General features: G+C 39.4%; 23 protein-coding genes. All 23 read right to left on the bottom strand.

Annotated elements, in window-relative coordinates; genetic code table 11:
• Positions 1 to 3 precede the first annotated feature (3 nt).
• Positions 4 to 546: an ATP-dependent protease subunit HslV gene (hslV, locus tag AC4D4B_RS10135; protein ID WP_490995898.1), complete on the bottom strand. Its 543-nt coding sequence runs from the start codon at positions 544 to 546 to the stop codon at positions 4 to 6.
• A 41-nt stretch (positions 547 to 587) separates the two neighbouring features.
• Positions 588 to 1,487 carry a tyrosine recombinase XerC gene (xerC, locus tag AC4D4B_RS10140; protein ID WP_490995899.1) on the bottom strand — a complete coding sequence of 300 codons (900 nt, stop codon included), beginning with the start codon at positions 1,485 to 1,487 and terminating at the stop codon, positions 588 to 590.
• A gap of 66 nt (positions 1,488 to 1,553) precedes the next feature.
• On the bottom strand, positions 1,554 to 2,855 hold the full coding sequence (gene trmFO / locus AC4D4B_RS10145) for an FADH(2)-oxidizing methylenetetrahydrofolate--tRNA-(uracil(54)-C(5))-methyltransferase TrmFO (protein WP_490999864.1): 1,302 nt from the start codon (positions 2,853 to 2,855) through the stop codon (positions 1,554 to 1,556).
• A gap of 165 nt (positions 2,856 to 3,020) precedes the next feature.
• On the bottom strand, positions 3,021 to 5,096 hold the full coding sequence (gene topA, locus AC4D4B_RS10150; RefSeq protein ID WP_490999865.1) for a type I DNA topoisomerase: 2,076 nt from the start codon (positions 5,094 to 5,096) through the stop codon (positions 3,021 to 3,023).
• A 269-nt stretch (positions 5,097 to 5,365) separates the two neighbouring features.
• Positions 5,366 to 6,187 (bottom strand): DNA-processing protein DprA, encoded by an 822-nt coding sequence (gene dprA, locus AC4D4B_RS10155; RefSeq protein WP_490999866.1) that lies wholly within the window; start codon positions 6,185 to 6,187, stop codon positions 5,366 to 5,368.
• A 125-nt stretch (positions 6,188 to 6,312) separates the two neighbouring features.
• On the bottom strand, positions 6,313 to 7,215 hold the full coding sequence (gene sucD / locus AC4D4B_RS10160; RefSeq protein ID WP_490995903.1) for a succinate--CoA ligase subunit alpha: 903 nt from the start codon (positions 7,213 to 7,215) through the stop codon (positions 6,313 to 6,315).
• A gap of 18 nt (positions 7,216 to 7,233) precedes the next feature.
• On the bottom strand, positions 7,234 to 8,394 hold the full coding sequence (sucC, locus tag AC4D4B_RS10165) for an ADP-forming succinate--CoA ligase subunit beta (protein ID WP_148629561.1): 1,161 nt from the start codon (positions 8,392 to 8,394) through the stop codon (positions 7,234 to 7,236).
• A 383-nt stretch (positions 8,395 to 8,777) separates the two neighbouring features.
• Positions 8,778 to 9,068, bottom strand: a complete 291-nt coding sequence (locus AC4D4B_RS10170) for a 3-isopropylmalate dehydrogenase (protein ID WP_490995904.1) — start codon at positions 9,066 to 9,068, stop codon at positions 8,778 to 8,780.
• Between the two features lie 107 nt (positions 9,069 to 9,175).
• Positions 9,176 to 9,445 (bottom strand): EscU/YscU/HrcU family type III secretion system export apparatus switch protein, encoded by a 270-nt coding sequence (locus AC4D4B_RS10175; protein ID WP_490995905.1) that lies wholly within the window; start codon positions 9,443 to 9,445, stop codon positions 9,176 to 9,178.
• The gene (locus AC4D4B_RS10180) at positions 9,442 to 10,917 is read right to left on the bottom strand and encodes a hypothetical protein (protein ID WP_490999867.1); all 1,476 of its coding nucleotides are present in this window, start codon (positions 10,915 to 10,917) and stop codon (positions 9,442 to 9,444) included. The genes AC4D4B_RS10175 and AC4D4B_RS10180 overlap by 4 nt, the downstream gene beginning before the upstream one ends.
• A gap of 18 nt (positions 10,918 to 10,935) precedes the next feature.
• The gene (gene rnhB / locus AC4D4B_RS10185) at positions 10,936 to 11,706 is read right to left on the bottom strand and encodes a ribonuclease HII (protein WP_490995907.1); all 771 of its coding nucleotides are present in this window, start codon (positions 11,704 to 11,706) and stop codon (positions 10,936 to 10,938) included.
• Between the two features lie 83 nt (positions 11,707 to 11,789).
• Entirely contained in the window at positions 11,790 to 12,653 is an 864-nt protein-coding gene (gene ylqF / locus AC4D4B_RS10190) for a ribosome biogenesis GTPase YlqF (RefSeq protein ID WP_490995908.1), read from the bottom strand.
• A 19-nt stretch (positions 12,654 to 12,672) separates the two neighbouring features.
• Positions 12,673 to 13,230 carry a signal peptidase I gene (gene lepB, locus AC4D4B_RS10195; RefSeq protein ID WP_490999868.1) on the bottom strand — a complete coding sequence of 186 codons (558 nt, stop codon included), beginning with the start codon at positions 13,228 to 13,230 and terminating at the stop codon, positions 12,673 to 12,675.
• A 140-nt stretch (positions 13,231 to 13,370) separates the two neighbouring features.
• Positions 13,371 to 13,715, bottom strand: a complete 345-nt coding sequence (gene rplS / locus AC4D4B_RS10200) for a 50S ribosomal protein L19 (protein ID WP_490995910.1) — start codon at positions 13,713 to 13,715, stop codon at positions 13,371 to 13,373.
• Positions 13,716 to 13,850: 135 nt separating this feature from the next.
• Positions 13,851 to 14,591, bottom strand: coding sequence for a tRNA (guanosine(37)-N1)-methyltransferase TrmD (trmD, locus tag AC4D4B_RS10205; protein WP_490995911.1), 741 nt, complete (start codon positions 14,589 to 14,591; stop codon positions 13,851 to 13,853).
• On the bottom strand, positions 14,591 to 15,109 hold the full coding sequence (rimM, locus tag AC4D4B_RS10210) for a ribosome maturation factor RimM (RefSeq protein ID WP_490996025.1): 519 nt from the start codon (positions 15,107 to 15,109) through the stop codon (positions 14,591 to 14,593). The genes trmD and rimM overlap by 1 nt, the downstream gene beginning before the upstream one ends.
• A gap of 16 nt (positions 15,110 to 15,125) precedes the next feature.
• Positions 15,126 to 15,512: a YlqD family protein gene (locus tag AC4D4B_RS10215; protein WP_066102285.1), complete on the bottom strand. Its 387-nt coding sequence runs from the start codon at positions 15,510 to 15,512 to the stop codon at positions 15,126 to 15,128.
• A gap of 610 nt (positions 15,513 to 16,122) precedes the next feature.
• Positions 16,123 to 16,353: a KH domain-containing protein gene (locus AC4D4B_RS10220; RefSeq protein ID WP_490995912.1), complete on the bottom strand. Its 231-nt coding sequence runs from the start codon at positions 16,351 to 16,353 to the stop codon at positions 16,123 to 16,125.
• Between the two features lie 14 nt (positions 16,354 to 16,367).
• On the bottom strand, positions 16,368 to 16,640 hold the full coding sequence (rpsP, locus tag AC4D4B_RS10225) for a 30S ribosomal protein S16 (RefSeq protein ID WP_490995913.1): 273 nt from the start codon (positions 16,638 to 16,640) through the stop codon (positions 16,368 to 16,370).
• A gap of 95 nt (positions 16,641 to 16,735) precedes the next feature.
• Positions 16,736 to 18,082: a signal recognition particle protein gene (gene ffh / locus AC4D4B_RS10230; protein WP_490995914.1), complete on the bottom strand. Its 1,347-nt coding sequence runs from the start codon at positions 18,080 to 18,082 to the stop codon at positions 16,736 to 16,738.
• A gap of 11 nt (positions 18,083 to 18,093) precedes the next feature.
• Positions 18,094 to 18,432: a putative DNA-binding protein gene (locus AC4D4B_RS10235; protein ID WP_490995915.1), complete on the bottom strand. Its 339-nt coding sequence runs from the start codon at positions 18,430 to 18,432 to the stop codon at positions 18,094 to 18,096.
• 361 nt (positions 18,433 to 18,793) lie between these two features.
• Positions 18,794 to 19,783 (bottom strand): signal recognition particle-docking protein FtsY, encoded by a 990-nt coding sequence (ftsY, locus tag AC4D4B_RS10240; RefSeq protein ID WP_490999869.1) that lies wholly within the window; start codon positions 19,781 to 19,783, stop codon positions 18,794 to 18,796.
• Between the two features lie 13 nt (positions 19,784 to 19,796).
• Positions 19,797 to 23,366, bottom strand: a complete 3,570-nt coding sequence (gene smc / locus AC4D4B_RS10245; protein WP_490996026.1) for a chromosome segregation protein SMC — start codon at positions 23,364 to 23,366, stop codon at positions 19,797 to 19,799.
• Positions 23,367 to 23,393 lie beyond the last annotated feature (27 nt).

A 23,393-nucleotide genomic window follows, 5' to 3' on the forward strand; every position in this document is an offset into this window, starting at 1 on the left:
TGTTCATAGCTCTTCCAAAATAATATTAGAATTCGTATATACACAAATTTCAGATGCAATTGTTAACGAAGCATGAGCAATTTCTCGAGCTGTCATATTTTCACCGGAAAATCGTTTTAAGGCACGTCCAGAGGAAAGCGCATAATTCCCACCGGAACCGATTGCCAATATTCCATCATCAGGCTCAATCACTTCTCCGGTACCTGAAATCAGCAGCATATGATTCGTATCCATTACGATCAACATAGCTTCAAGCTTACGTAAAACTTTATCGCTTCTCCAGGATTTAGCAAGTTCAACTGCTGCACGCTGCAAGTTTCCATTATATTCATGTAACTTACTCTCGAACATTTCAAATAATGAAAAAGCATCCGCAACAGAGCCTGCAAAACCGGCTAACACTTTTCCATTGAATAGTTTTCTCACTTTTTTTGCAGTGTGTTTCATAACAACGGCATTTCCCATTGTTACCTGACCATCACCAGCCATTGCACATTCCCCATTATGTTGTACTGCAAAAATGGTAGTAGCATGAAACTGTTCCATAATACAACTCTCCCTCACTAAAATTAAGGCACATATATCTTTCAAGCTCTCGGATGGCTGTTTCTATAAACTTCTCTTAGTCTTTCCTTACTGACATGCGTATAAACCTGCGTCGCTTGTATGGAAGAATGACCGAGAAGTTCTTGTACAGAACGTATATCCGCACCGCTATTTAATAGGTGTGTCGCAAAACTATGCCGCAACATATGTGGATATAAATGTTTGTTTACGGATGCTTTATCTATAATATTCGTTAAAATATACCGAACACCCCTCGGGGTTAAAGGGTTACCTCTTTGGTTAACAAACAGAAAAGCATGCGTTTGTGAAGATTTTTTTATTAACTCTTTTCTTGGTCCTTCAATATATTTCTGCAATGCTTTTTTTGCATGTTCGCCAAAAGGAATATAACGATCCTTCTTACCCTTCCCATGGGCAAGAACAGTCATAAGAGAAAAATCCAAATCCCCCAGTTCCACACTGCAACATTCACTTACCCTCATACCTGTTGCATACAGGAGTTCTAATATAGCCAAATCCCGCTTTCCTATTGTTGAAGTATGATCGATAGCTGAAAATATCGCTTCCATCTCTTCTTCATACATAAACCTAGGCAGCCTCTGTTCTTTTTTTGGCAACGAAAGCATTGCAAATGGATTTTCATCCACCATATTTTCCCTCATGAGAAACTTATAAAACGATCGTAAGCAAGATATCTTCCTGCTGATACTTCTTTTAGACAAATTACGTTCAGTGAGATTCGTAACATATAATCGAGCATCAGGATATGTGACTGCTTTCAAACTGGAAATAACTTGTTCACTCATGAACAAGAAAAATTCCTCTATATCCTGTTTGTAATATGCAATAGTATATTTTGAATAGTTTTTTTCGATTTGTAAATACTTTATATAAAATTCTAAAGAAGTTCCATTATTCAAAAAAGTCACTCCTGTTCAAGGGTTACTAAATACTAACATATAATAGTAACCCTTGCAATTATTTTACTAACTATTCAAAAAGTTCCGAATTGTTTGTAAAGCGCGTTCAGCATGGGCTTCAGCTCGTTCTTGTTTGGATTTAATCTTCCTTCCTAAATCCGGGAATAAGCCAAAATTAGCATTCATTGGTTGGAAATTTTTAGCATTGGTTGATGTGATATAATGAGCCATGCTTCCCATTGCTGTTTCTTGAGGGAAGGTCAATGGTTTCTGTCCTGAAGCCATCCGTGCTGCATTGATGCCTGCAATTAAGCCTGAGGCAGCCGATTCTACATATCCCTCTACACCTGTCATTTGACCTGCAAAGAATAAATTAGGCTTTGCTTTTAGCTGATATGTAGCTTCCAGCACTTTAGGCGAATTGATAAAGGTGTTTCTGTGCATGACACCATATCTCACAATTTCAGCATTTTCCAGACCTGGAATTAACCTAATAACTTCTTTTTGCGGGCCCCACTTCAAATGAGTTTGGAATCCAACAATATTATACAAAGTTCCAGCTGCATCATCCTGACGAAGCTGAACAACTGCATATGGTCGTTTTCCTGTTTTAGGATCTTCAAGGCCAACCGGCTTCATCGGGCCAAATAGCATCGTTTTCTTTCCACGTTTCGCCATTACTTCAATCGGCATGCATCCTTCAAAGAAGATTTCCTTTTCAAACTCTTTTAACGGAACAGTTTCTGCTTCAATTAAAGCATCATAAAAAGTATTAAACTCCTCTTCAGTCATTGGGCAATTTAAATAGGCTGCTTCCCCTTTATCATACCGTGATTTCAAATAAACTTTATCTAAATCTATACTGTCTTTTTCAATAATTGGTGCAGCCGCATCATAAAAATAGAAATAGTCCTCACCTGTTAATTGGCTGATCTCACGCGATAATAATTCACTGGTAAGAGGACCCGTCGCAATAATTGTTATCTCATCTTTCGGTATTTCCGTTAATTCCTCATTATGAATTGTTACATTTGGATGATTTTTCAATGTATCTGTTACTCTGCCTGCAAACTCATGGCGATCAACAGCAAGTGCTCCCCCTGCGGGTACAGAACAGTGATCTGCAGAATCAATAATCAGTGAATTTAATTGACGCATTTCCTCTTTCAATACTCCAACCGCATTGGTTAAAGTATTCGCTCGCAAAGAATTGCTGCAAACCAATTCAGCGAACTTATCAGTATGATGTGCCGGAGTTTGTTTCACAGGTCTCATCTCATATAAATCAACCTGTATGCCTCTCTCGGCCAATTGCCAGGCCGCTTCGCTGCCGGCTAATCCGGCACCTACTACTATTACTCTTTGCATTATGTATACCCTCCAGCTATATTTATTACGTAAATCGTTATATCATGTAACACATTTAAAAACAATACATTTTATAAGTCATACGTATCTGTTATTAAAAAGTTTCAGGATCTTTCACGTATTTTATTCAGATTTAAGAAGGAAGAGCCTCAGCTCTTCCTTCCTTTAACTCTGCGGTTCTTCCTTATAATTACAATCAAGACATGTAACTTGAATGCCTTTTTTAAGTTTTTTCTCAACTAACGGTCCCTGACATTTTGGGCATGGTCGTTGTATCGGCTTATCCCAAGAAATGAATTCACAAGCCGGGTAACGATCACAGCCATAGAAGATGCGGCGTTTTTTGCTTTTTCGCTCAACGATGTTTCCTTCATGGCATTTAGGACATTTCACACCGATTTCTTTAACAATCGGCTTGGTATTCCGGCAATCAGGAAAATTACTGCATGCCGCAAATTTTCCGTAACGCCCCATTTTATACACCATCGCTGATCCACATTCTTCACATGTTTCGCCTGTTGGCTCATCCTTTATTTCGATTTCTTTCATCTCTTCTTCAGCCTTGGCTAAATCCTTTTCGAACTCTTTATAGAAGTGATCGATAATATTAACCCATTCAACTTCTCCATCTTCTACATTATCCAGTTCGTTTTCCATTTTAGCTGTGAATTCTACATCCAGGATGTCAGGGAAGAATTCACTCATAACCTCAATAATAATCTCGCCAAGCTCTGTCGGAATAAAACGCTTATTATCTAGAGCTACATAGCCTCTCTTTTGGATAGTGTCTAGTGTTGGCGCATAGGTTGATGGTCTACCAATGCCTAATTCTTCAAGGGTTTTAACGAGCCTTGCTTCTGTATAACGCGGAGGCGGCTGAGTAAAATGTTGATTTGACTCGATGTCCTTCGAGAATACAACATCCCCTTCTTTCAAATCTGGCAGTAAATTTTCCTTTTCTTCATTATTATCATCATTGCCTTCAATATATACTTTCATAAAACCGGCAAATTTTACTTTGGACCCATTTGCTCTGAATACGACATCACCGTTTTTTAAATCTACGGCCATCGTGTCCATAATGGCAGGCGCCATCTGACTGGCAACAAATCGTTCCCATATTAATTTATATAAGCGGTGTTGGTCACGAGAGAGATATTGCTTCATCATAGAAGGTTCCCTGATCACTCCGGTCGGCCTTACTGCCTCATGGGCATCCTGTGCTCCAGATGTTTGCTTATCCTTCCTTTGGGTCTTTGGTAAGTATTCTTCCCCAAACTGAGATGTAATCCATCCGCTTGCTTCTTTTTGAGCAGTTTCTGAAATCCTGGTAGAGTCCGTTCTCATATACGTAATCAGACCGACAGTTCCTTCTTTGCCAATCTCAATACCTTCATACAGTTGCTGAGCAATCATCATGGTTTTCTTTGCTCTGAAATTAAGTTTACGAGCCGCTTCCTGCTGTAAGGATGATGTCGTAAACGGAGGAGCTGGATTACGTTTTCGCTCCTTCTTCGTTACCGATTGTACTAAGAATTCGTTTCCATTTAATTTTGAAAGTATATTATTTACATCGTCTTTGGATTGCAATGGGACTTTCTTGCCGTTCAGAGATTGAAAATTAGCTTCAAAATCCTTCTTGCCTTTCAGAAACGATCCATTAATGGACCAGTACTCTTCCGGTTCAAACGCCGCTATTTCTTTTTCACGATCGATAATCAGACGTACAGCAACGGATTGAACACGTCCGGCACTCAAGCCTTTTTTTATTTTTTTCCATAGAATTGGGCTAATGCTGTATCCCACAATACGGTCTAAGACTCTTCTCGCTTGCTGTGCATCTACCAGATTCATTTTAATAGGTCTTGGATGTTTAAATGACTCTTTAATCGCGTCTTTTGTTATTTCATTAAATACGACACGGCAATCAGAGCTTACATCCACACCGAGACTATGAGCTAAATGCCACGCGATTGCTTCCCCTTCTCTGTCGGGGTCAGCCGCGAGATAAACTTTCTTGGCTTTTTTTGCGGCTGTCTTTAAATCTTTAAGTACATCACCTTTACCGCGAATGGTGATATATTTTAATTGATAATTTTGTTCAAAATCTACACCCATCTGGCTCTTCGGTAAATCGCGTACATGGCCCATGGATGCTTTTACTTTATATTTTTTTCCTAAATATTTTTCAATGGTTTTCGCTTTAGCAGGCGATTCCACTATAACTAAATAATCCGCCATTTCTTTCCTCCTTAAGAGGGTATCATTCTCTATATTCATGCATGTATGATTATGAAGGTTTAGATTTACTTCTGTCAATGGTATGTTCTAATGATTTTTCACTATTAACAACAATCAATATAATCTGAATAATTACCCTGACTTAAAAAACCTTGTCTGAAGCACAATGTATAACAGAAATTATAATTTTGCAACTTAAATAGTTTTAAAATAGCCTAACTAACAAAATGGTAATCTTCATCCATGCATGTCCCGAAGCTCTGTTTATGTCACCACTCATAGAGAATATCATTAGCATGATTGATTAATTTGGCACCCTCTTTAATCAATTCATGTGGGCCGGCAGACAGTTCAGAAAACACACTTCCCGGGACCGCATAGATATCTTTACCCTGTTCTAATCCATGCTGGATCGTGATAAATGTCCCACTTCTTTGTTTTCCCTCTACCACTAGTATCGCCCGTGATAAACCACTAATAATTCTGTTTCTCATAGGAAAATGCCAGGGTTCCGGTTTCATGATCGGTGGATATTCTGACAATACTACACCATTTTTCATAATTAATTCAGCAAGTGCTGTATTTTCTTTTGGGTAAATATTAAAAAGCCCACCACCAATAACAGCTATAACCTTACCACCACTTTGGAGAGCTTTAATTTGTGCATGTGAATCGATCCCTCTTGCTAATCCACTTGCGATACATACATCCGCCTTAACTAAATCGGGAATTAGATAGTTAACCATCTTTTTTCCGTATTCAGTAGGGGCACGGCTACCTATTATGGCTAATATCCTTGAATTATGCAAGAGTTCAGGATTTCCTTTGCAATATAAAATCCATGGTTGTTGATAAATAACGGAAAGTTGTCCGGGATATAGGTCATCGAGGAATGTTATACAGCGGATTTGGTTTTTCTCATAAATAGAAGGCATTTTTTGAAGATCTTTGTTTTGGAGGTCTTTCATGAATAAGGAGATTTTTGCAGAGGATAACTCCAATGTTTCCGCCCAATAACGGTAGGGCTGATCATACATCTTCTGAAGGTTCGGATCATCTTTCAATATGCGGAATTTCGCTTTCCAACTCATACCCCGACAATGATCCAGGTGCACAAGCCTATTCTTCCATTCATCCATAACAGCTTCACCTCTTAATATTTTTAATATATAAAGACGCTCCCCTTAAAAAGGATAAGGGGAGACTTGTCTTATTATTAATGCGTTTTACATTTATCGTATAGCCCTTTTTCTTTTAATACGCTTAGCATCGTTTCGCCCATTACAGCGGGAGTTTCCGCCACTTTTATACCGCATTCATTCAACACACGAATTTTCTCATCAGCTGTTCCTTTTCCACCGGAAATAATAGCGCCTGCATGGCCCATTCGTTTCCCTGGAGGAGCTGTACGGCCGCCGATAAATCCGGTAACCGGTTTTGTCATATTTTCTTTCACCCATTGGGCTGCTTCTTCTTCTGCTGTACCACCTATTTCACCAATCATAATCACCGCATACGTCTCCGGATCCTCATTAAAAGCTTTTAAAACGTCGATGAAATCAGTTCCATTGACAGGGTCGCCGCCAATACCAACAGCTGAAGACTGTCCAAAGCCCGCCTGAGTTAATTGATGCACCGCTTCATAGGTTAATGTACCCGAGCGAGAAACAACGCCAATATGCCCTTTTCTGTGGATATAACCAGGCATGATCCCTACCTTACATTCTTCAGGAGTAATGACGCCCGGACAGTTTGGCCCGATTAGACGTGTTTTCTTCCCTTCCATATATCGTTTCACTTTTACCATGTCCAATACAGGGATATGCTCTGTAATACAGATTACGAGATCAAGCTCTGCATCTACTGCTTCAAGAATCGAATCTGCAGCAAAAGGTGCTGGTACATAGATAACTGATACATTGGCACCTGTTGCTTCTTTTGCTTCAATTACGGTATTGAAGACAGGAACACCCTCAGCTTCTTCGCCGCCTTTACCAGGTGTTACACCTCCCACGATTTTCGTGCCGTATTCTAGCATTTGCTTCGTATGAAAGCGGGCTGTAGATCCTGTAATACCTTGTACAATCACTTTTGAATCTTTATTAACAAATACGCTCATCTCATATATCCTCCAGTCTTAGCCTATTAACGAAACGATTTTTTGTGCACCATCAGCCATTGATTCTGCAGCTGTGACATTAATACCGGATTCCTCTAATATCTTTTTGCCAAGGTCTACATTTGTTCCTTCTAAACGAACGACCAGAGGAACCTGTAAGCTAACCTGCTTAGCTGCTTCGACAACACCCTCAGCAATAACATCACATTTCATTATGCCGCCAAATATATTTACAAAAATCCCTTTAACATGGCTGTCTGAAAGGATAATCTTAAATGCTTCCGTAACTTTTTCAGCCGTTGCACTGCCTCCTACATCGAGGAAGTTGGCAGGAGTGCCACCATAATGATTAATAATATCCATTGTGGACATAGCCAGTCCTGCTCCATTAACCATACAGCCGATATTGCCATCAAGAGATATATAGCTTAGGTCATACTTGGAAGCTTCTATTTCTTTTGGATCTTCTTCCTCAAGATCACGATAAGCAACAATATCCTTGTGGCGATAAAGCGCATTTTCGTCAAAATTCAACTTAGCATCCAAAGCCATCACTTCTCCGTCGCCTGTAACGACCAAAGGATTGATTTCTGCAATGGAGCAGTCTTTTTCAATAAATGCTGTATAGAGACTAGTCATAAATTTTGCTGCTTTGTTAATTAATTCTTTTGGTATATTAATATTAAAAGCTATTCTTCTAGCTTGGAATGGTGTTAATCCAATTACAGGATCAATAACTTCCTTGAAGATTTTTTCCGGTGTCTTTTCAGCAACTTCTTCTATTTCTGTTCCGCCCTCTTCAGAAGCCATTAATACTACTCTTGAAGTTGCTCTATCAAGAACAAGCCCAACATAATATTCTTTCTTGATATCACAGCCTTCTTCAATAAGTAAGCGTTTTACTTCTTTGCCATCCGGACCCGTTTGATGCGTTACCAATACTTTGCCGAGTATTTCACCAGCATATGTACGAACCTCATCCAGCGATTTGGCAACCTTGACCCCGCCAGCTTTCCCTCTTCCACCCGCATGGATTTGAGCTTTCACAACAGTAACCGCTGTTCCAAGTTCACTTGCAGCGTTAACTGCTTCCTCTACTGAAAAAGCAACTTTTCCATTTGGGACATTTACCCCGTATTGTCTGAGGATCTCTTTACCTTGATACTCATGGATATTCATTTCTTATCCTCCCATCAAAACTTTCAGACTATAAAAAATATATTGCGTTTTCATTGTATTAAAACTAGTATTCAAAGTCCAATATTTTAAAGCGTTTTCTCCAAATATCGGTAATTTTTTTACACTTGATTGCATAATACGATAAAGAAAGCATACTAAAGAAAGGCTGAAATCATCTTATTCAACCTTCAAAATGAATGTATATATATTTGGAAATCTGTAGAAACCTCTCTTTAATTACAGAGAATAAGTTTCTATCTTAATAGATGATTATTCTATCCACTACTTGTTCATTTCTCGCAAATTTTCTTTTAGCCTTTAGATTCATTCCAACATCCCACTTGAATATATCCTGGAAATTCCCCTGAATAGAGCTAAACCCATTAGGCTTGTTTTCGATACAATTTAATTAGCGAAACGATGATGGCAATCAAAAAGACGGCGATACTATTCCACAGCAAAATAGCTGCTAGGTTAAATCCGTAAAAGAACGCAAACCCATCTTCTATCAGCCAGACGGCTAACATTCCAGCAACGAGACCAAACACACCCGACAATAATAAAATGACTAATGCAGCTAGATACAAATTACGTTTTTTATAATAAACAAAGCACGCAATTAAATTCGTTGCCAGAATAAAAATAATGGTCAGAATCAGAAAAAAATCGATCACGCCCACTCCTTTTTTACCCATATTTTAATCAAAAAGACGCCAATGCACAGTACAACAGGAATTCTATGCCGAAATTCTTTATCTCTCAAAAATCGATTATCTACAAATTATTTACTAGTTTTATGGTCAACCTTATATATAAAGGCAAAAACCTCTGCAACTGCCTGATAAAGTTCCTCAGGAATCGATTGATTAATCTCAAGCTGCGATAGTAATTCTGTAAGACTAGGATCCTTTCGGATAGGAATCTCATGTTTTTCAGCTTCCTTTAAAATATGATCAGCTATAATGCCCTTTCCCTTAGCTATTAATTTTGGTGAAACATCCTGATTTTCCTCATATTTTAAAACAGAGGCAGATTTTCTGCTTTCTTTCATATTTTATAATCAACTCCGGTATACCCTGAAGAGGGATAATATGATTTATTTATCTCAGAATTTACTGACTTCTCGTGCGAAAAATCAGCAAATTTCACAGTCGATAGAATATACCCCTTCTCCTCCAAGTTTTCCTTTAGTATGGTTACCAGGGAACTGGCAGCAATATTGGCGTCTTTTTCTTCATCGGTCCATATCTTTAGACTGATAATCCGGTTTTGGATATTCATGTCGATAACAGTTTCTTTTAAGTGTGCTAGCTCTAAATAAAATACAATTCGGCAATATGCTGGATCGATTGTCCCATCTTTTCGTTTTCTACCAGTCCATTGCAATGTCAAATCATCTTTAACCGCAGCAAAGGGGACTGGAATCTGCATAAATACATTCTGCAGTGGCCCCGTTTCCTGGGATAATAATTGAAACGCAGCTAATCTTGTTAGAATGGCTTCAGCCTGGTTTTTTAGTTGGATCGGTGTTTTTTCGGCCGTCAATTGGATCAATGTATCCTTTAATATATCTGTCTCAGGCTGTTCTGATGGATCCTTAATACCCAGTGATTGCATGATGGAGTTCATCGCTTTATATAATGTGTTATTCTTATCAAGATGACTGAACAGATCACTTTTCGAGATTTTTTCCTGAACTTTTTGCCATTCTTCTGCTGTTAATTCAGAGGGAAGTGTACTATTTCCACTAATGACCCTTTCTATCCATTCCTGCACCCTATTATGGCTAGAATTTGATAAAATTGCTTCACCCTCCTTAAGGATCAGCCCAGCCTTTTGAAGAATTTCCACATCTTCATCCTTAAGAGACATAACTATCCCTTGAAAGGCTTCCCTCTTACCTGTTTGAAGAAATTCCTCTAATCTATTAATTATATGAGCATATTTACCTGTATCAGAGGCCTGTAGATATGTTGTTAAGGATTTAAGCATACTAGTTAATGATTCTCCATTTTTCAATGATAAAAGAGCATCCAATACAGTTTTATGTATCGGAAGCTGGTTCAGGTATGCTAATTTAACAGTCGAGATTCCTATTGATGAATCACCTGTTGAATTCAGCCAGTTCAAAGCCTCGGTAAAGCTATCTTTCGTCACAGCCAGCTGGTTGGCAATCACCATTTCAGCCAGATTCGTCCCCGTCCTTGATGGCTTTATCTGAAATGAACTTAATAGTTGAGCAGGCAAATCCGGCTTTGATTTTGCACTGCCAAATGGCAATACCTTTAATTGAATCAAACCATTTTCTGTTTGACTGATCTGAAATAATTGACGCACATTCGCTTCCACAGATACTTGCAATTCCGCCATCATTTTTGTTCCATTTACGAAAACTTCCGCCATATTATGAGGATAAAATTTTGTGATTTTCCCAGCAAATATTTGACCATCTCTGAATCCTGTTGATACCTTACTATAAGCCAGCTTATTGATCCATGAATCTATATTTATGACAGGCTGCAAAAAATCACACCTCTCTTATTAATAATTATTCTTTAAAGGAGCAAATGTCATCCTGTGCCAATTAAGCGGACCATATTTTTCAATAGCTTCTAAATGGCTGCTCGTTCCATATCCCATATGCTTATCAAATCCATATTGTGGATAGATCTCTGCATATTCCTTCATAAGTCTGTCTCTTGTTTCTTTTGCAATGACTGAAGCAGCTGCAATAGAGATAGATTTGGCATCCCCTTTAATCAGTGACATTTGTGGTATAGGCAAGTCTAACTTCATGGCATCTATCAATGCATATTCCGGGAATACTTTTAATTGATTCACTGCTGAAAGCATCGCCTTTTTGGCAGCTTCATAAATATTTATTTTGTCGATTTCCTCACTGTGTATAATGCCAACTCCAACCGCAAGCGCATTCTCCAGTATGTACTCGTAGTATTGCTCTCTTTTTGCAGCAGAGAGTTTCTTAGAGTCAGTAAGGCCGGCTAAATAAAAATTTTCAGGCAAAATCACAGCCCCTGCTACTACAGGACCGGCAAGTGGCCCTCTGCCTGCTTCGTCTATGCCTACTATATACTGATATCCTTCTTCCCTTAGTTGGTTCTCAAAGACCGATATAGAGTCGAAATGACGTCTTTCCTCTACTTTCCTGGCAATTGCTCTTTCAAAGCCTGAGAGGGCAACCTGGACGCCTTTACGCTGATCCTTGCGGCATTGCTGAACAAACGGATCCTCGAGGGTTTCTAACTCTTTAAGCTTATTTTTTATTTCTGATATGGTAAGTGAATTCGTCATTTCTCTTATCCTTCCTAATTAATATCGGTTTTGGCACACAAATGTAAAGACCCCCAAACAAAGGGGGCCTTCCAGTTTTTTTATTATACATCAGTTTCCAAATCAGATGGAGATTCAAACGTTAATCTTCCAAATTTTTGTGTACGGATATCTCTTATAATCAATTCAGCAGTTTTATCGTAATCAACTATGCCACCGCCAGCTAAACATCCACGCAATTTGCCTACTTGATCAAAGGCTTCCACAATTTCTTCTGGAATTTCCTCAAGCTTATACCCATCGAGCAACCGCGCTGGATATTCCTTCTCCAAAAATTTTAATCCATAAATTGCAATATCATGAAGATTTAAAATGGTATCCTTAATAGCACCTGTTACAGCCAATTTACAGCCGACTTCCTGATCCTCAAACTTCGGCCATAGGATACCAGGGGTGTCCAATAGTTCAAGCTCTTTACCAACTTTAATCCATTGCTGCGCTTTTGTCACACCTGGCATATTACCGGTTTTGGCAATATTTTTCCCAGCAAGCCGATTTATTAATGTAGACTTCCCAACATTGGGAATTCCGACAATCATGGCACGAATTGCACGTGGTTTTATCCCTCTGGATTTCATCTTTTCTATTTTTTCTTTAAGAACTTCTTGAGCTCCCGCCATAATGCTTTTCAAGCCTGTCCCTTGATGTGCATTTACGGCTACGGCTTTAATTCCCTTAGCTTCGAAATAGGCTAACCATTGATTTGTTTTACTTTGATCTGCCATGTCTGCCTTATTTAAAATCACCAGCCGTGGTTTATGCTGGATAATTTCATCAATCATCGGATTTCTGGATGATTGGGGAAGCCTTGCATCTACTAATTCAAATATTATGTCTACCAGCTTTAATTTTTCTGTTACTTCACGCCGAGCTTTAGCCATATGCCCGGGAAACCATTGTATCGTCATACTTTCACCTTTTCAGTCATTAGTCAACAATTCTAAATTCTTTTAACGGCCAGTACACTAGACTGGTTTTGCCCAAAATCTCACTTTGCTTGATCGTACCAATATGGCGGCTATCTTTCGAGTATCTTCGATTATCCCCCATCACAAACACTTCACCCTCCGGAACCGTTTCCTGGCCAATAATTTCTTCCAGCGTAAATGGTTCTGTCAAAGGTCCTTCAATCATTTGTTCCTTGGCTTCATCCAGGTACGGCTCTTCATATGCCTTACCGTTAATATATAAAGTATCATCTTTATATTCTATTTTATCTCCAGGCAAGCCAATTACTCTTTTAATGTAATCTTTTTCTTCTGTAGCGTGAAATACCACTATATCAAATCGCTCAGGTTCACCGATTTTATAGGAGATTTTATTGACTACCATTCTATTTTCATTATGCAGGGTTGGCATCATCGATAAACCATCAACCAATATAGGTGCAAATAGGAAATATCGGATAATTGCTGCCAATACGATCGCAATAACTAAAGCTTTAATCCACTCAAAGATTTCACTTTTCCCTTTAGACCTAACCATATTCGTACACCGCCTATATCTTCTATATATATGTATAAATATATACTTTTCACATAAAAAAGCAATAATTTGATGTTTAATGTGAAAAAGGAGCTTGTGTCAGCACAAGCTCCTTGTATCCACTCACGTTACACACGTAATTATCGGATTTCTTTAATACGCGCTGCTTTACCGCGTAGGTTACGCAAGTAATAAAGCTTAGCACGGCGTACTTTACCGCGACGGATAACTTCCAATTTAGCGATACGTGGTGTGTGCAATGGGAATGCACGTTCAACACCTACACCATAGGAAATTTTGCGGACTGTGAAAGTTTCACTGATTCCGCCTCCACGACGCTTGATTACTACGCCTTCGTATACCTGAATACGTTCACGAGTTCCCTCAACAACCTTAACGTGTACTCTTACAGTATCACCGGAACGGAAAGAAGGAAGATCAGTTCTTAATTGATCCTTCGTGATTTCTTCGATTAATTTATGCATCGTATTCAACTCCTTCCACCCAATGCTCTTGCCACCCCTTCTCGAGATAATGACAGCGGAACATTGTTATAAAAGCAAGGCTTAACAGCCTAACTCACAAAATGTATCTTATCATATAAAACACCTAAAGCGCAACTATCTATCTTCACTTTTTATTTCTTCAAGCCATTTTTTTTCTTCTTTGGTCAGATCATAATGATTCAATAAATCCGGACGTCTTTGCCAGGTTCTGCGCAGAGATTCTTTCTTTCTCCATTCCTCAATATATTTATGGTTTCCCGAAATGAGAACATCCGGGACCTTCATCCCGCGAAAATCAGCCGGACGCGTATAATGAGGGTGTTCCAAAAGACCTGAACTAAATGAATCCAGCACAGGTGAATCCTCATTCCCGAGCACCCCAGGCAATAGCCGCACAACACTATCAATGATCACCATTGCTCCAAGCTCTCCACCCGTTAATACAAAATCACCGATGGATATTTCGTCTGTCACCGCATGTTCGCGTATCCTTTCGTCATACCCTTCGTAATGCCCGCACACAAAAATAAGCTGATCTTCCTTTGCCAGTTCCTCTGCTTTGGCTTGGTTATAACGTTCCCCCTGTGGACATAAAAGGATGACCCGAGGCTTTTTCTTCTGCTCTTTTGGAGTGATTTGCTCTAAGCAATCAAAAATCGGCTGAGGTTTCAGTACCATTCCTGCCCCACCGCCATATGGATAATCATCAACAGACTGATGCTTGTTATCGGAATACTCCCGGAAATTATGGGTATGGTATTCAACTGCCTGTTTCTCAGCAGCCTTCTTAAGGATGGATGATCCAAACACCCCGCTGAACATTTCAGGAAATAAAGTTAGGATATCGATTCTCATTAATCAAGCAGTCCTTCCATCGGATCAATCGAGATCATTTTTGCATCTACATCAATTTCTTTAACAACATCATCAATATAGGGAATCAATACTTCCTTACCATTTTTCCCGCTGATGACCCATACATCATTTGCTCCAGGTGAAAGGATTTCTTTTACCACACCCAATTCGGCACCATCTGCAGTACGTACCGTGCATCCGATGATTTCATGGTAATAATATTCCCCTTCATCAAGGTTGCCCATTTGTTCCTCTGATATCTTTAATACGCCTTCTTTATAAGACTCTACTGATTCTATTGTGTCATGTCCTTCAAAGGTCAATAAATAAAAGTTTTTGTGTTGTCTCGAAGATTGAACAGTGACTTCAACAGGCTCGTTTGAGCTCTTTTTAAAGATATATAAAGTGCTTCCTTTTTTATATCGTTCTTCCGGGAAATCAGTACTTGAAATAACCCGGACCTCACCTTTTATTCCGTGAGTATTAACAATTTTGCCAACTTTAAACCATTTTTGCATTTCCTTCTGTTCACCTCTATTTAAATTCATCAATGATTCCATCTTTAATAATGATGGTTTTAGTTTGTACAACTTCTTCCCAATTTTGCCCGACTTCAACATCAATTATTGCCTGAACTTCACGTTCCTTTAATTCACTTCCATATGGAAGAATATCAAGCTGTTGAATTTGAAAGTCGAGCAGCTTCACTTTTTCTTTACGCATATCGATTTCTTTTTCAAAATGCGTTTTTAAGCTTGCCGGTTGAAATTTCTTTGTCTTTTCCAGCTTCTTTAATTCAAAGCGTAATTGATCACATTCTTTATTCAAAACGCTTTTTTTATATTCAAACTGCTCCAACAGCTGTATTTTACTCTTCTCAGTCAATACCTGTTTCACTATAACATTTTGAAGTATTTTCATTATGGCACCTCTTTCATACATACCAATCCACCAATTGTATTACGGTACTGAAGAAATCCTGAAACTTATCAACTCATCATCATTATAGCTACTTTCAAATCACGGTACTATGTATGGATTATAAACTTCACTCTAAAACCAACCCAAAACCCTCATAATTCATAACTTAATACTATCCCGAACCACAATAAATGACAACCAAAAGCTGAGGCGACTGTTCAGACCCGACAAGCATAAGAGGAGGCACGTAGGTAGGGAGGCGTCCTTTCCTCCCGAAGAGACCATGCTTATGTCCCGAACTCCTAGCTCTTGAAGCTGGATGACAACCAAAAGCTGAAGGGCCTTGCTCAGCCGCGACAAGCATAAGAGGAGGTGCGTAGGGAGAGCGCTTTTTCTCTCCCGCAGCAGCTACACTTATGTCTCGAGCGGTTAGGCCCTGAAGCTGGATGACAACCAAAAGCTGAAAGGCCCAAATTCAAGGAACGAAGACTAAAATCGCCACGTCCTGTGGCAACGTCTTCATGACCTACATCCTGCAGGCCCTCTTGCTCAGCCCTTAGTGAGTATACATGAATATATAAGAAAAAGGAGGGATTGCTCCCTCCTTTTTTCAATCGCGTATTTCCAGATAGACTTTTTTGTCATTCTTGGATGCAGCAGTATACACTACTGTTCGAATAGCTTTAGCTACACGCCCCTGTTTGCCGATTACCTTCCCCATGTCTTTCTGATTGACCGACAGGGTAAAGACAATCTTATTGGCTTGTTCATCCATTGATACGGTCACGTCATCCGGATGATCGACAAGAGGCTTTACGATTGTTTCAATCAATTCTATCATAACGGACCTTTATATTACTTGCTTTGCTTCGCGTTGTGGAATTTTTCCATGATGCCTTCTTTAGACAACAAGTTACGAACTGTGTCAGATGGTTTAGCACCGTTTTGAAGCCATTGTAAAGTAAGTTCCTCGTCAATTTTCACTTCAGCTGGGTTTGCAACTGGGTTGTAAGTTCCAACTGTCTCAATGAAACGACCGTCACGAGGAGAACGAGAATCTGCTACTACAATACGATAGAAAGGAGACTTTTTAGCTCCCATACGTTTTAAACGAATTTTTACTGCCATTTTATACTTGCACCTCCGAATAGTATCACACAAGATAGTATATTACCAAATCAATATACCCTTGTAAAGTGTTTTTTCTTAACACCCATATTTTTTTACATAAAAGGTAGCTTAAAGCCGCCTTTTTTCTTACCTTTTTGCTGCATGCCAGTCATTTGCTTCATCATCTTCTTCATGTCTTCAAATTGCTTCAGAAGTCGATTTACTTCCTGAATCGGTCTTCCGCTTCCTTTAGCAATCCGTTTACGTCTGCTGGCATTAATAATTTCAGGCTGATCCTTCTCTTTCTTCGTCATTGATTGAATGATTGCCTCAACATGAGCAATTTGCTTATCATCAATGGAAAGATTGTTCATCCCTTTAATTTTGTTTGCACCTGGAAGCATTTTTAAAATGTCATCCAGCGGTCCCATTTTTTTGACCTGTGCTAGCTGTTCGAGGAAATCATCAAATGTGAAAGAGTTTGTACGCATCTTCTTCTCGAGTTCGCGCGCTTTCTCCTCATCAACATCCGTTTGGGCCTTCTCAATCAGTGTGAGAACATCGCCCATCCCTAGAATCCTGGAAGCCATTCGTTCCGGGTGGAATGGCTCTAATGCATCCATCTTCTCACCCATACCGACAAACTTAATCGGCTTTTCAGCTACTGAACGAATTGATAATGCTGCACCACCACGTGTATCTCCATCCAATTTGGTTAAAATAACACCGGTGATTTCGAGTTGGTCGTTAAAGCTTTTAGCTACATTGACCGCATCCTGTCCTGTCATGGCATCTACAACTAAGAAAATCTCATCTGGTTTTACGGCTTCTTTAATTTCAGCCAATTCGCCCATCAGATTTTCATCAATATGCAAACGCCCTGCTGTATCGACTAAAACATAATCGCAATGCTCTTCTTTAGCTTTAGCAACCCCTTGCTTGGCAATTTCTACAGGACTTACTTGATCTCCCATAGAAAAGACAGGCATAGAGAGCTGACCACCTAAAGTTTCCAGCTGCTTAATCGCTGCCGGACGATAAATATCGGCTGCAACCAGCATTGGTTTTCGATTATATTTCTTGCGGAGCAGATTAGCCAGTTTACCTGTGGTGGTTGTTTTACCGGCACCCTGTAAACCAACCATGAGGATAACAGTTGGAGGACGATTTGAAACAGCAATCTTGCTTTGTTCGCCACCCATTAATTCCGTCAATTCTTCCTTAACGACCTTAATTACCTGTTGACCAGGTGTCAAGCTCTTTAAAACTTCTTGACCAATAGCCCTTTCATTGACACGTTTGATAAAATCCTTAACTACTTTAAAGTTAACGTCCGCTTCAAGAAGTGCGAGCTTTACTTCTCTCATCATTTCTTTTACATCAGCTTCCGTCACTTTACCCTTGCCTCGAATTCTTTGCAAAGTGCCCTGCAGTCGGTCGGCTAAACCTTCAAATGCCATTATGCCGCCTCCTAATCTAACTTTTCAAGAGATGCTATAATCTCAATCAGTTGTTCTTTAACATCATGTTCATTCATCTGTTCTGTTAAACTTCCTAACTTATTGAGCAAAAGGCTGCGTTCCTGTGATTTATAAAACAGTAAAAGCTTAGCCTCGTATTCTTCAAGCATCGCTTCTGTTCGCTTAATATTATCATAAACGGCCTGGCGGCTCACCTCATATTCATCGGCAATTTCACCCAGGGAATAATCGTCCAGATAATAAAGAGACATATAACTTTTTTGCTTTGGTGTCAGCAATGATTGATAGAAGTCATATAGGTAATTCATCCGCATTGTTTTCTCGAGCATTACTGACCCTCCAACTCTGTTAAGTGAAATACCTTTACAATATACAAGTTTAATCGGAAAATCAAAGAATGTCAAGAACCCTTATCTGAAGAGCTAAAGCTTGTGTTACCAATGGTTTACTGCCATATTTCAATTTTAAAATTACATGTAGAAAAGCGAAGTATTTATTATTTTAAAAGTTAGGTTAATCTCTAATGTGGCACCCATCGTTAAATTTCTTCTATCCTTTGCTCCTGCGTTCCCAACTGTCATATCTCGAACGATTCTCCCTACCTAAAAATCCTCTAAAATTACGTCATAGGCTCCATAAAAGAAAAAGGAGCCCGTGATCAACACTGGCTCTTCCCTTCAAAATAATGGTTTACTCTTCTGCTTCATCTACTAACTCAGCAAATAATCCATATACAAATTGTTCTGCATCGAATTCCTGCAAATCATCCATTTGCTCACCAAGGCCAGCAAATTTAACTGGAATGCCGAGCTCATTGCGAATGGCGATGACAATACCGCCTTTCGCTGTTCCATCTAGCTTTGTTAATACAATCCCGGAAACATCTGTTGCTTCCTTAAATGTTTTGGTTTGTATTAACGCATTCTGTCCAGTTGTGGCATCGAGAACCAGCAACACTTCATGTGGCGCACCCGGTACTTCACGTTCAATAACCTTCTTAACCTTTTCAAGCTCTTTCATAAGGTTAACCTTGTTTTGAAGCCTTCCCGCTGTGTCACATAGAAGGATATCGGCTTTACGTGATTTTGCAGCCTGTACAGCATCAAACATAACAGCAGCTGGATCTGAACCTGCTCCCTGTTTAATGACCTCTACACCAACCCGGTTACCCCATACTTCTAATTGTTCAATGGCACCGGCACGGAAAGTATCTCCTGCTGCCAAAAGGACCTTTTTACCCTCACTCTTATATTTATGAGCAAGCTTTCCAATCGTTGTCGTTTTACCCACACCATTCACACCAACAAACAAGATAACTGTCAGTTGATCGTCCTGGATGTTTACAGCACTGGATTTCTCCTCACCAGCCTGATAAATTTCAACAAGCTTCTCAGAAATAACGCTTCTCACATCTTTTGTATCTTTTATATTGCGGCGTTTCACTTCAAATTTCAGCTTATCAATCAATTCCATCACGGTTTCAACACCAATATCCGCCTGGATCATCACATCTTCAAGCTCTTCAAAGAAGTCTTCATCTACTTCTCTGTAGCGGGCAACTAAATCATTGACCTTTTCAGAAAATGAATTTCTTGTTTTAGTCAATCCCTGTTTGAACTTTTCAGATGTACTAGTTGTTTGTTCACTAAATTTTTCTTTTAGCTTCTTAAAAAAACTCATGTATTTACCACCTTTAAGTTGATTCAATTAATTCTTTTGATTCCTCTAACCGGACAGAAACCAGCTTCGAAACTCCTGATTCCTGCATAGTAACACCATACAGGACGTCCGCTTCTTCCATTGTTCCCTTGCGGTGCGTGATTACGATAAATTGCGTCTCTTTACTAAATTGCTTTAAGTATTGGCTGAAACGGTACACGTTCGCTTCATCAAGCGCCGCTTCCACTTCATCCAATATACAAAACGGAACCGGTCTTACGCGCAGAATAGCGAACAAGAGAGCGATGGCTGTTAGTGCACGTTCTCCACCTGATAATAAACTGAGATTTTGCAGCTTTTTACCAGGAGGCTGTGCAATGATATCCACACCGGTATTTAGTATGTCCTCTGGATCTGTTAACTTGAGCTCTGCTCGACCTCCACCAAACAGTGAAGGGAACACCAGATTAAATTCTTTTTTAATCGCATTGAAGGTAATCTCGAAACGGCGCTTCATTTCTTCATCCATTTCCTCAATCACATCAAATAATGTATCTTTTGCTTCCTGCAAATCATCTCTTTGAGCTGTTAAAAATTCATAACGCTCTGAAACGCGATCATATTCTTCAATCGCACCAATATTCACTGTGCCAAGCTCTTCGATAGAAAGCTTGATTAATTTCACTTTACGTTTCGCTTCTTCAGGTTCAACCGTAAGTGGGTATTGTTCTTTAGCTGCTTCAAAGGTGAGTGTATATTCCTCCCGAAGCGTATCCAAACGAGTATCCATTTCCACATCTAAACGATTGAGTTTGATTTCTTCGTCTTTTAATGTTTCTGATAACCCTCTATGCTGGCGTTTCCACTCTTTTAGTTCCAATTCATTTTCTTCAACAAGCTCTAATAATTCCTGTCGCTTTGCTCGTGAAGCTTCAATTTCACGAACCGCTTGTTCCTTTTGTTCCAGCTTCTCTGCTGCAGTTTGTTCCAGATTGGTTTCACCTGTGGAGCTTGATGACATTTCACCATTTAACAGGGAAAGATCTTCTTCATTTTCACGAATGTTTTGTTTAACCTCATTTAATTCTGATGTCAAACGCTCTACTTCATTCTGCTGATGCTGAAGCTGTTCGGTTTTTGATGCTAATTGAATCTTTAATTCATTCAATTCCTCTACGAGAGAATCCTTGCTCGATTGATCCATCTGCTTTTGCTCGGTATACCTGCTAATATCAGCATCCATTTGTTTAATGGATTGTTCATAGGAGGCGAGACTGTTTAGCAATTCCTTTATACGACTTTCTTTCATATGACGTTCTTCATCAAGTGACGATTTTTCCATATCATAAATCGTTAATCGTTCATTGACATTTCGTTCCTCAAGCTGCAGCTCTCTTATTTGTCCTTTAATGGATTCTTCATTTAAACGAAGCGTTTCACCAGCTTCACGAAGACGGGTGACTTGTTTCTCAGAATCAGCTAAATCTGCTTTGATTTTCTTTACATGAGCCTCCAGCTTGGCTGTCTGCTCGTCCATTTGCGCGATTTTCTCAACAAGCTCCTCTTTTTCTCCCTTACGCGAAAGAATAGATGAACCTGATTGTCTGTTCGCTCCACCTGTCATGGCTCCACCTGGACTGACAATGTCCCCTTCAAGGGTAACAATTCTATATCGATATCCTGTAAGCTTTGCGATTTCATTAGCTCCGACCAAATCCTGAACAATAAAAACATTGCCCAAAAGACTCGTCATAACTTCTTTATACTTCTCATCATACTGAACAAGATCAGCAGCAAGCCCAATAAAAGCCTGATGAGACCCAGCAGTCTGTAAAACCTGTGAAGGAACAGACTTACCTTTTATTGTGGATAAAGGCAAGAACGTAGCTCTTCCAAGTCGATTTCGTTTTAAGAAAGCAATCGCTGTACGGGCATGATGTTCTTCTTCCACGACGATATTTTGCAGAGCTCCACCCAGGGCCGTCTCAATGGCAACCGCATAATCCTTCGGCACATTAAGTAATTCTGCAATAGCGCCTTCAATTCCATGTAATTTTTTATTCTTTTCTTTAAGGATTTCTTTTACACCCTGGAAAAACCCGGAGTAATCCTCTTCCATCTCTTCAAGCATCTCTTTTCTAGATTTTGCTTTTTGCAAATACTGATATGCCTGATAAAGAGTTTTTTCCTGTTTTTCATATTGGGTTTTTAAATTTTCATGCGAATGCTGTAGTTCACGATAACGGTAAATCTGGTTTTCAAGATCCTGCTGGACAGCATGGAGGCGGATTTCCGTTTCTTTCAAACGAGCCGTCACCTGTTCCCTAGAGGATAATAATTTGCCATTATCAAGGTCTAATTTTGCATGCTTACTTTGCTGTTGGCTTAATTGCTGTTCTAAATAGGTCAGCTCATGTTTTGCCGCAGCCTGCTGGTTTAACTGTTCAATATATTCACTTTTCAGAGCATCTATTTTAGCCTCCAGGTCTCCAGCAAAGTTACTAAGCAAATTTTGCTTTTCCTGTAATTTTTGTTTAAAGTTTTTCGTTTCTGCCTGAAGAAGATGCAATGTACCCACTTTTTCATCTCGGATACGTGAGACCTGAATTAATTTATCTCTCCAGTTTTGCAGGCTTTTTTCTAAATGCTGCTTGTTTTGGCTTGCATTCTTCATTCGTTCAATTAAAACTTGTTTACGGCCTTCTACCTTTTCAAGTTCTTCACTGACAGATAACAAAGTAGACTGTAAGGACTGAATACGATTATCCAGCTCTGTCAATTGTAAGCGGGTCGCCTCTACTGTGGATTCCTTTTTCTGAATTAATAAACTGAATTCAGAATCCTTTACTTGATGCTCTTCAAGCTGCTTTGATAGTGCAGTCCATTTTTTGTGAAGGACTTCAATTTCATATACAAGCAAGGCAGCTTCAAATTCCTCAAGTTCCTCTTTTTGCTGAAGATAATCGCGGGCAATGGATGCCTGTATCTTGAGGGGTTCCACCTGTCCCTCCAGTTCATGTAGAATATCATGAACACGGTTCAGGTTAGCCCTGGTTTCCTCAAGCTTAACCTCCGCTTTCTTCTTCCTGGTTTTATATTTTAATACACCAGCCGCTTCTTCAAATATGGTGCGGCGTTCCTCCGCTTTACTGCTTAAAATCTCTTCTACTTTCCCTTGGCTAATGATCGAAAAAGCTTCCTTCCCGAGTCCTGAATCCATGAATAAATCAACGATGTCTTTCAGTCGACATGGTTTTTTATTAATGAAAAAGTCACTGTCACCAGAACGGGTCACCCTTCTTGTGACACTAACTTCATGGAAATCAATCGGAAGGAACTGACTTTCATTATTTAATGTAAGGGTAACCTCTGCAAAGTTAAGAGCTTTTCTGGAGTCACTTCCAGCGAATATTATATCCTCCATTTTAGAGCCCCTCAACGATTTTGCAGATTGTTCACCCAACACCCAACGGATTGAATCTGTGATATTGCTTTTTCCGCTTCCATTCGGACCTACTACAGCAGTTACGCCCGAAACAAATTCAACGGAAATACGTTCAGCAAAAGATTTGAAACCTACTATATCCAATCGTTTCAAAAACAATTGTTTATCTTCTGACATGGTACCCAA

The sequence above is a fragment of the Pradoshia sp. Z6_59 genome (assembly GCF_058267515.1).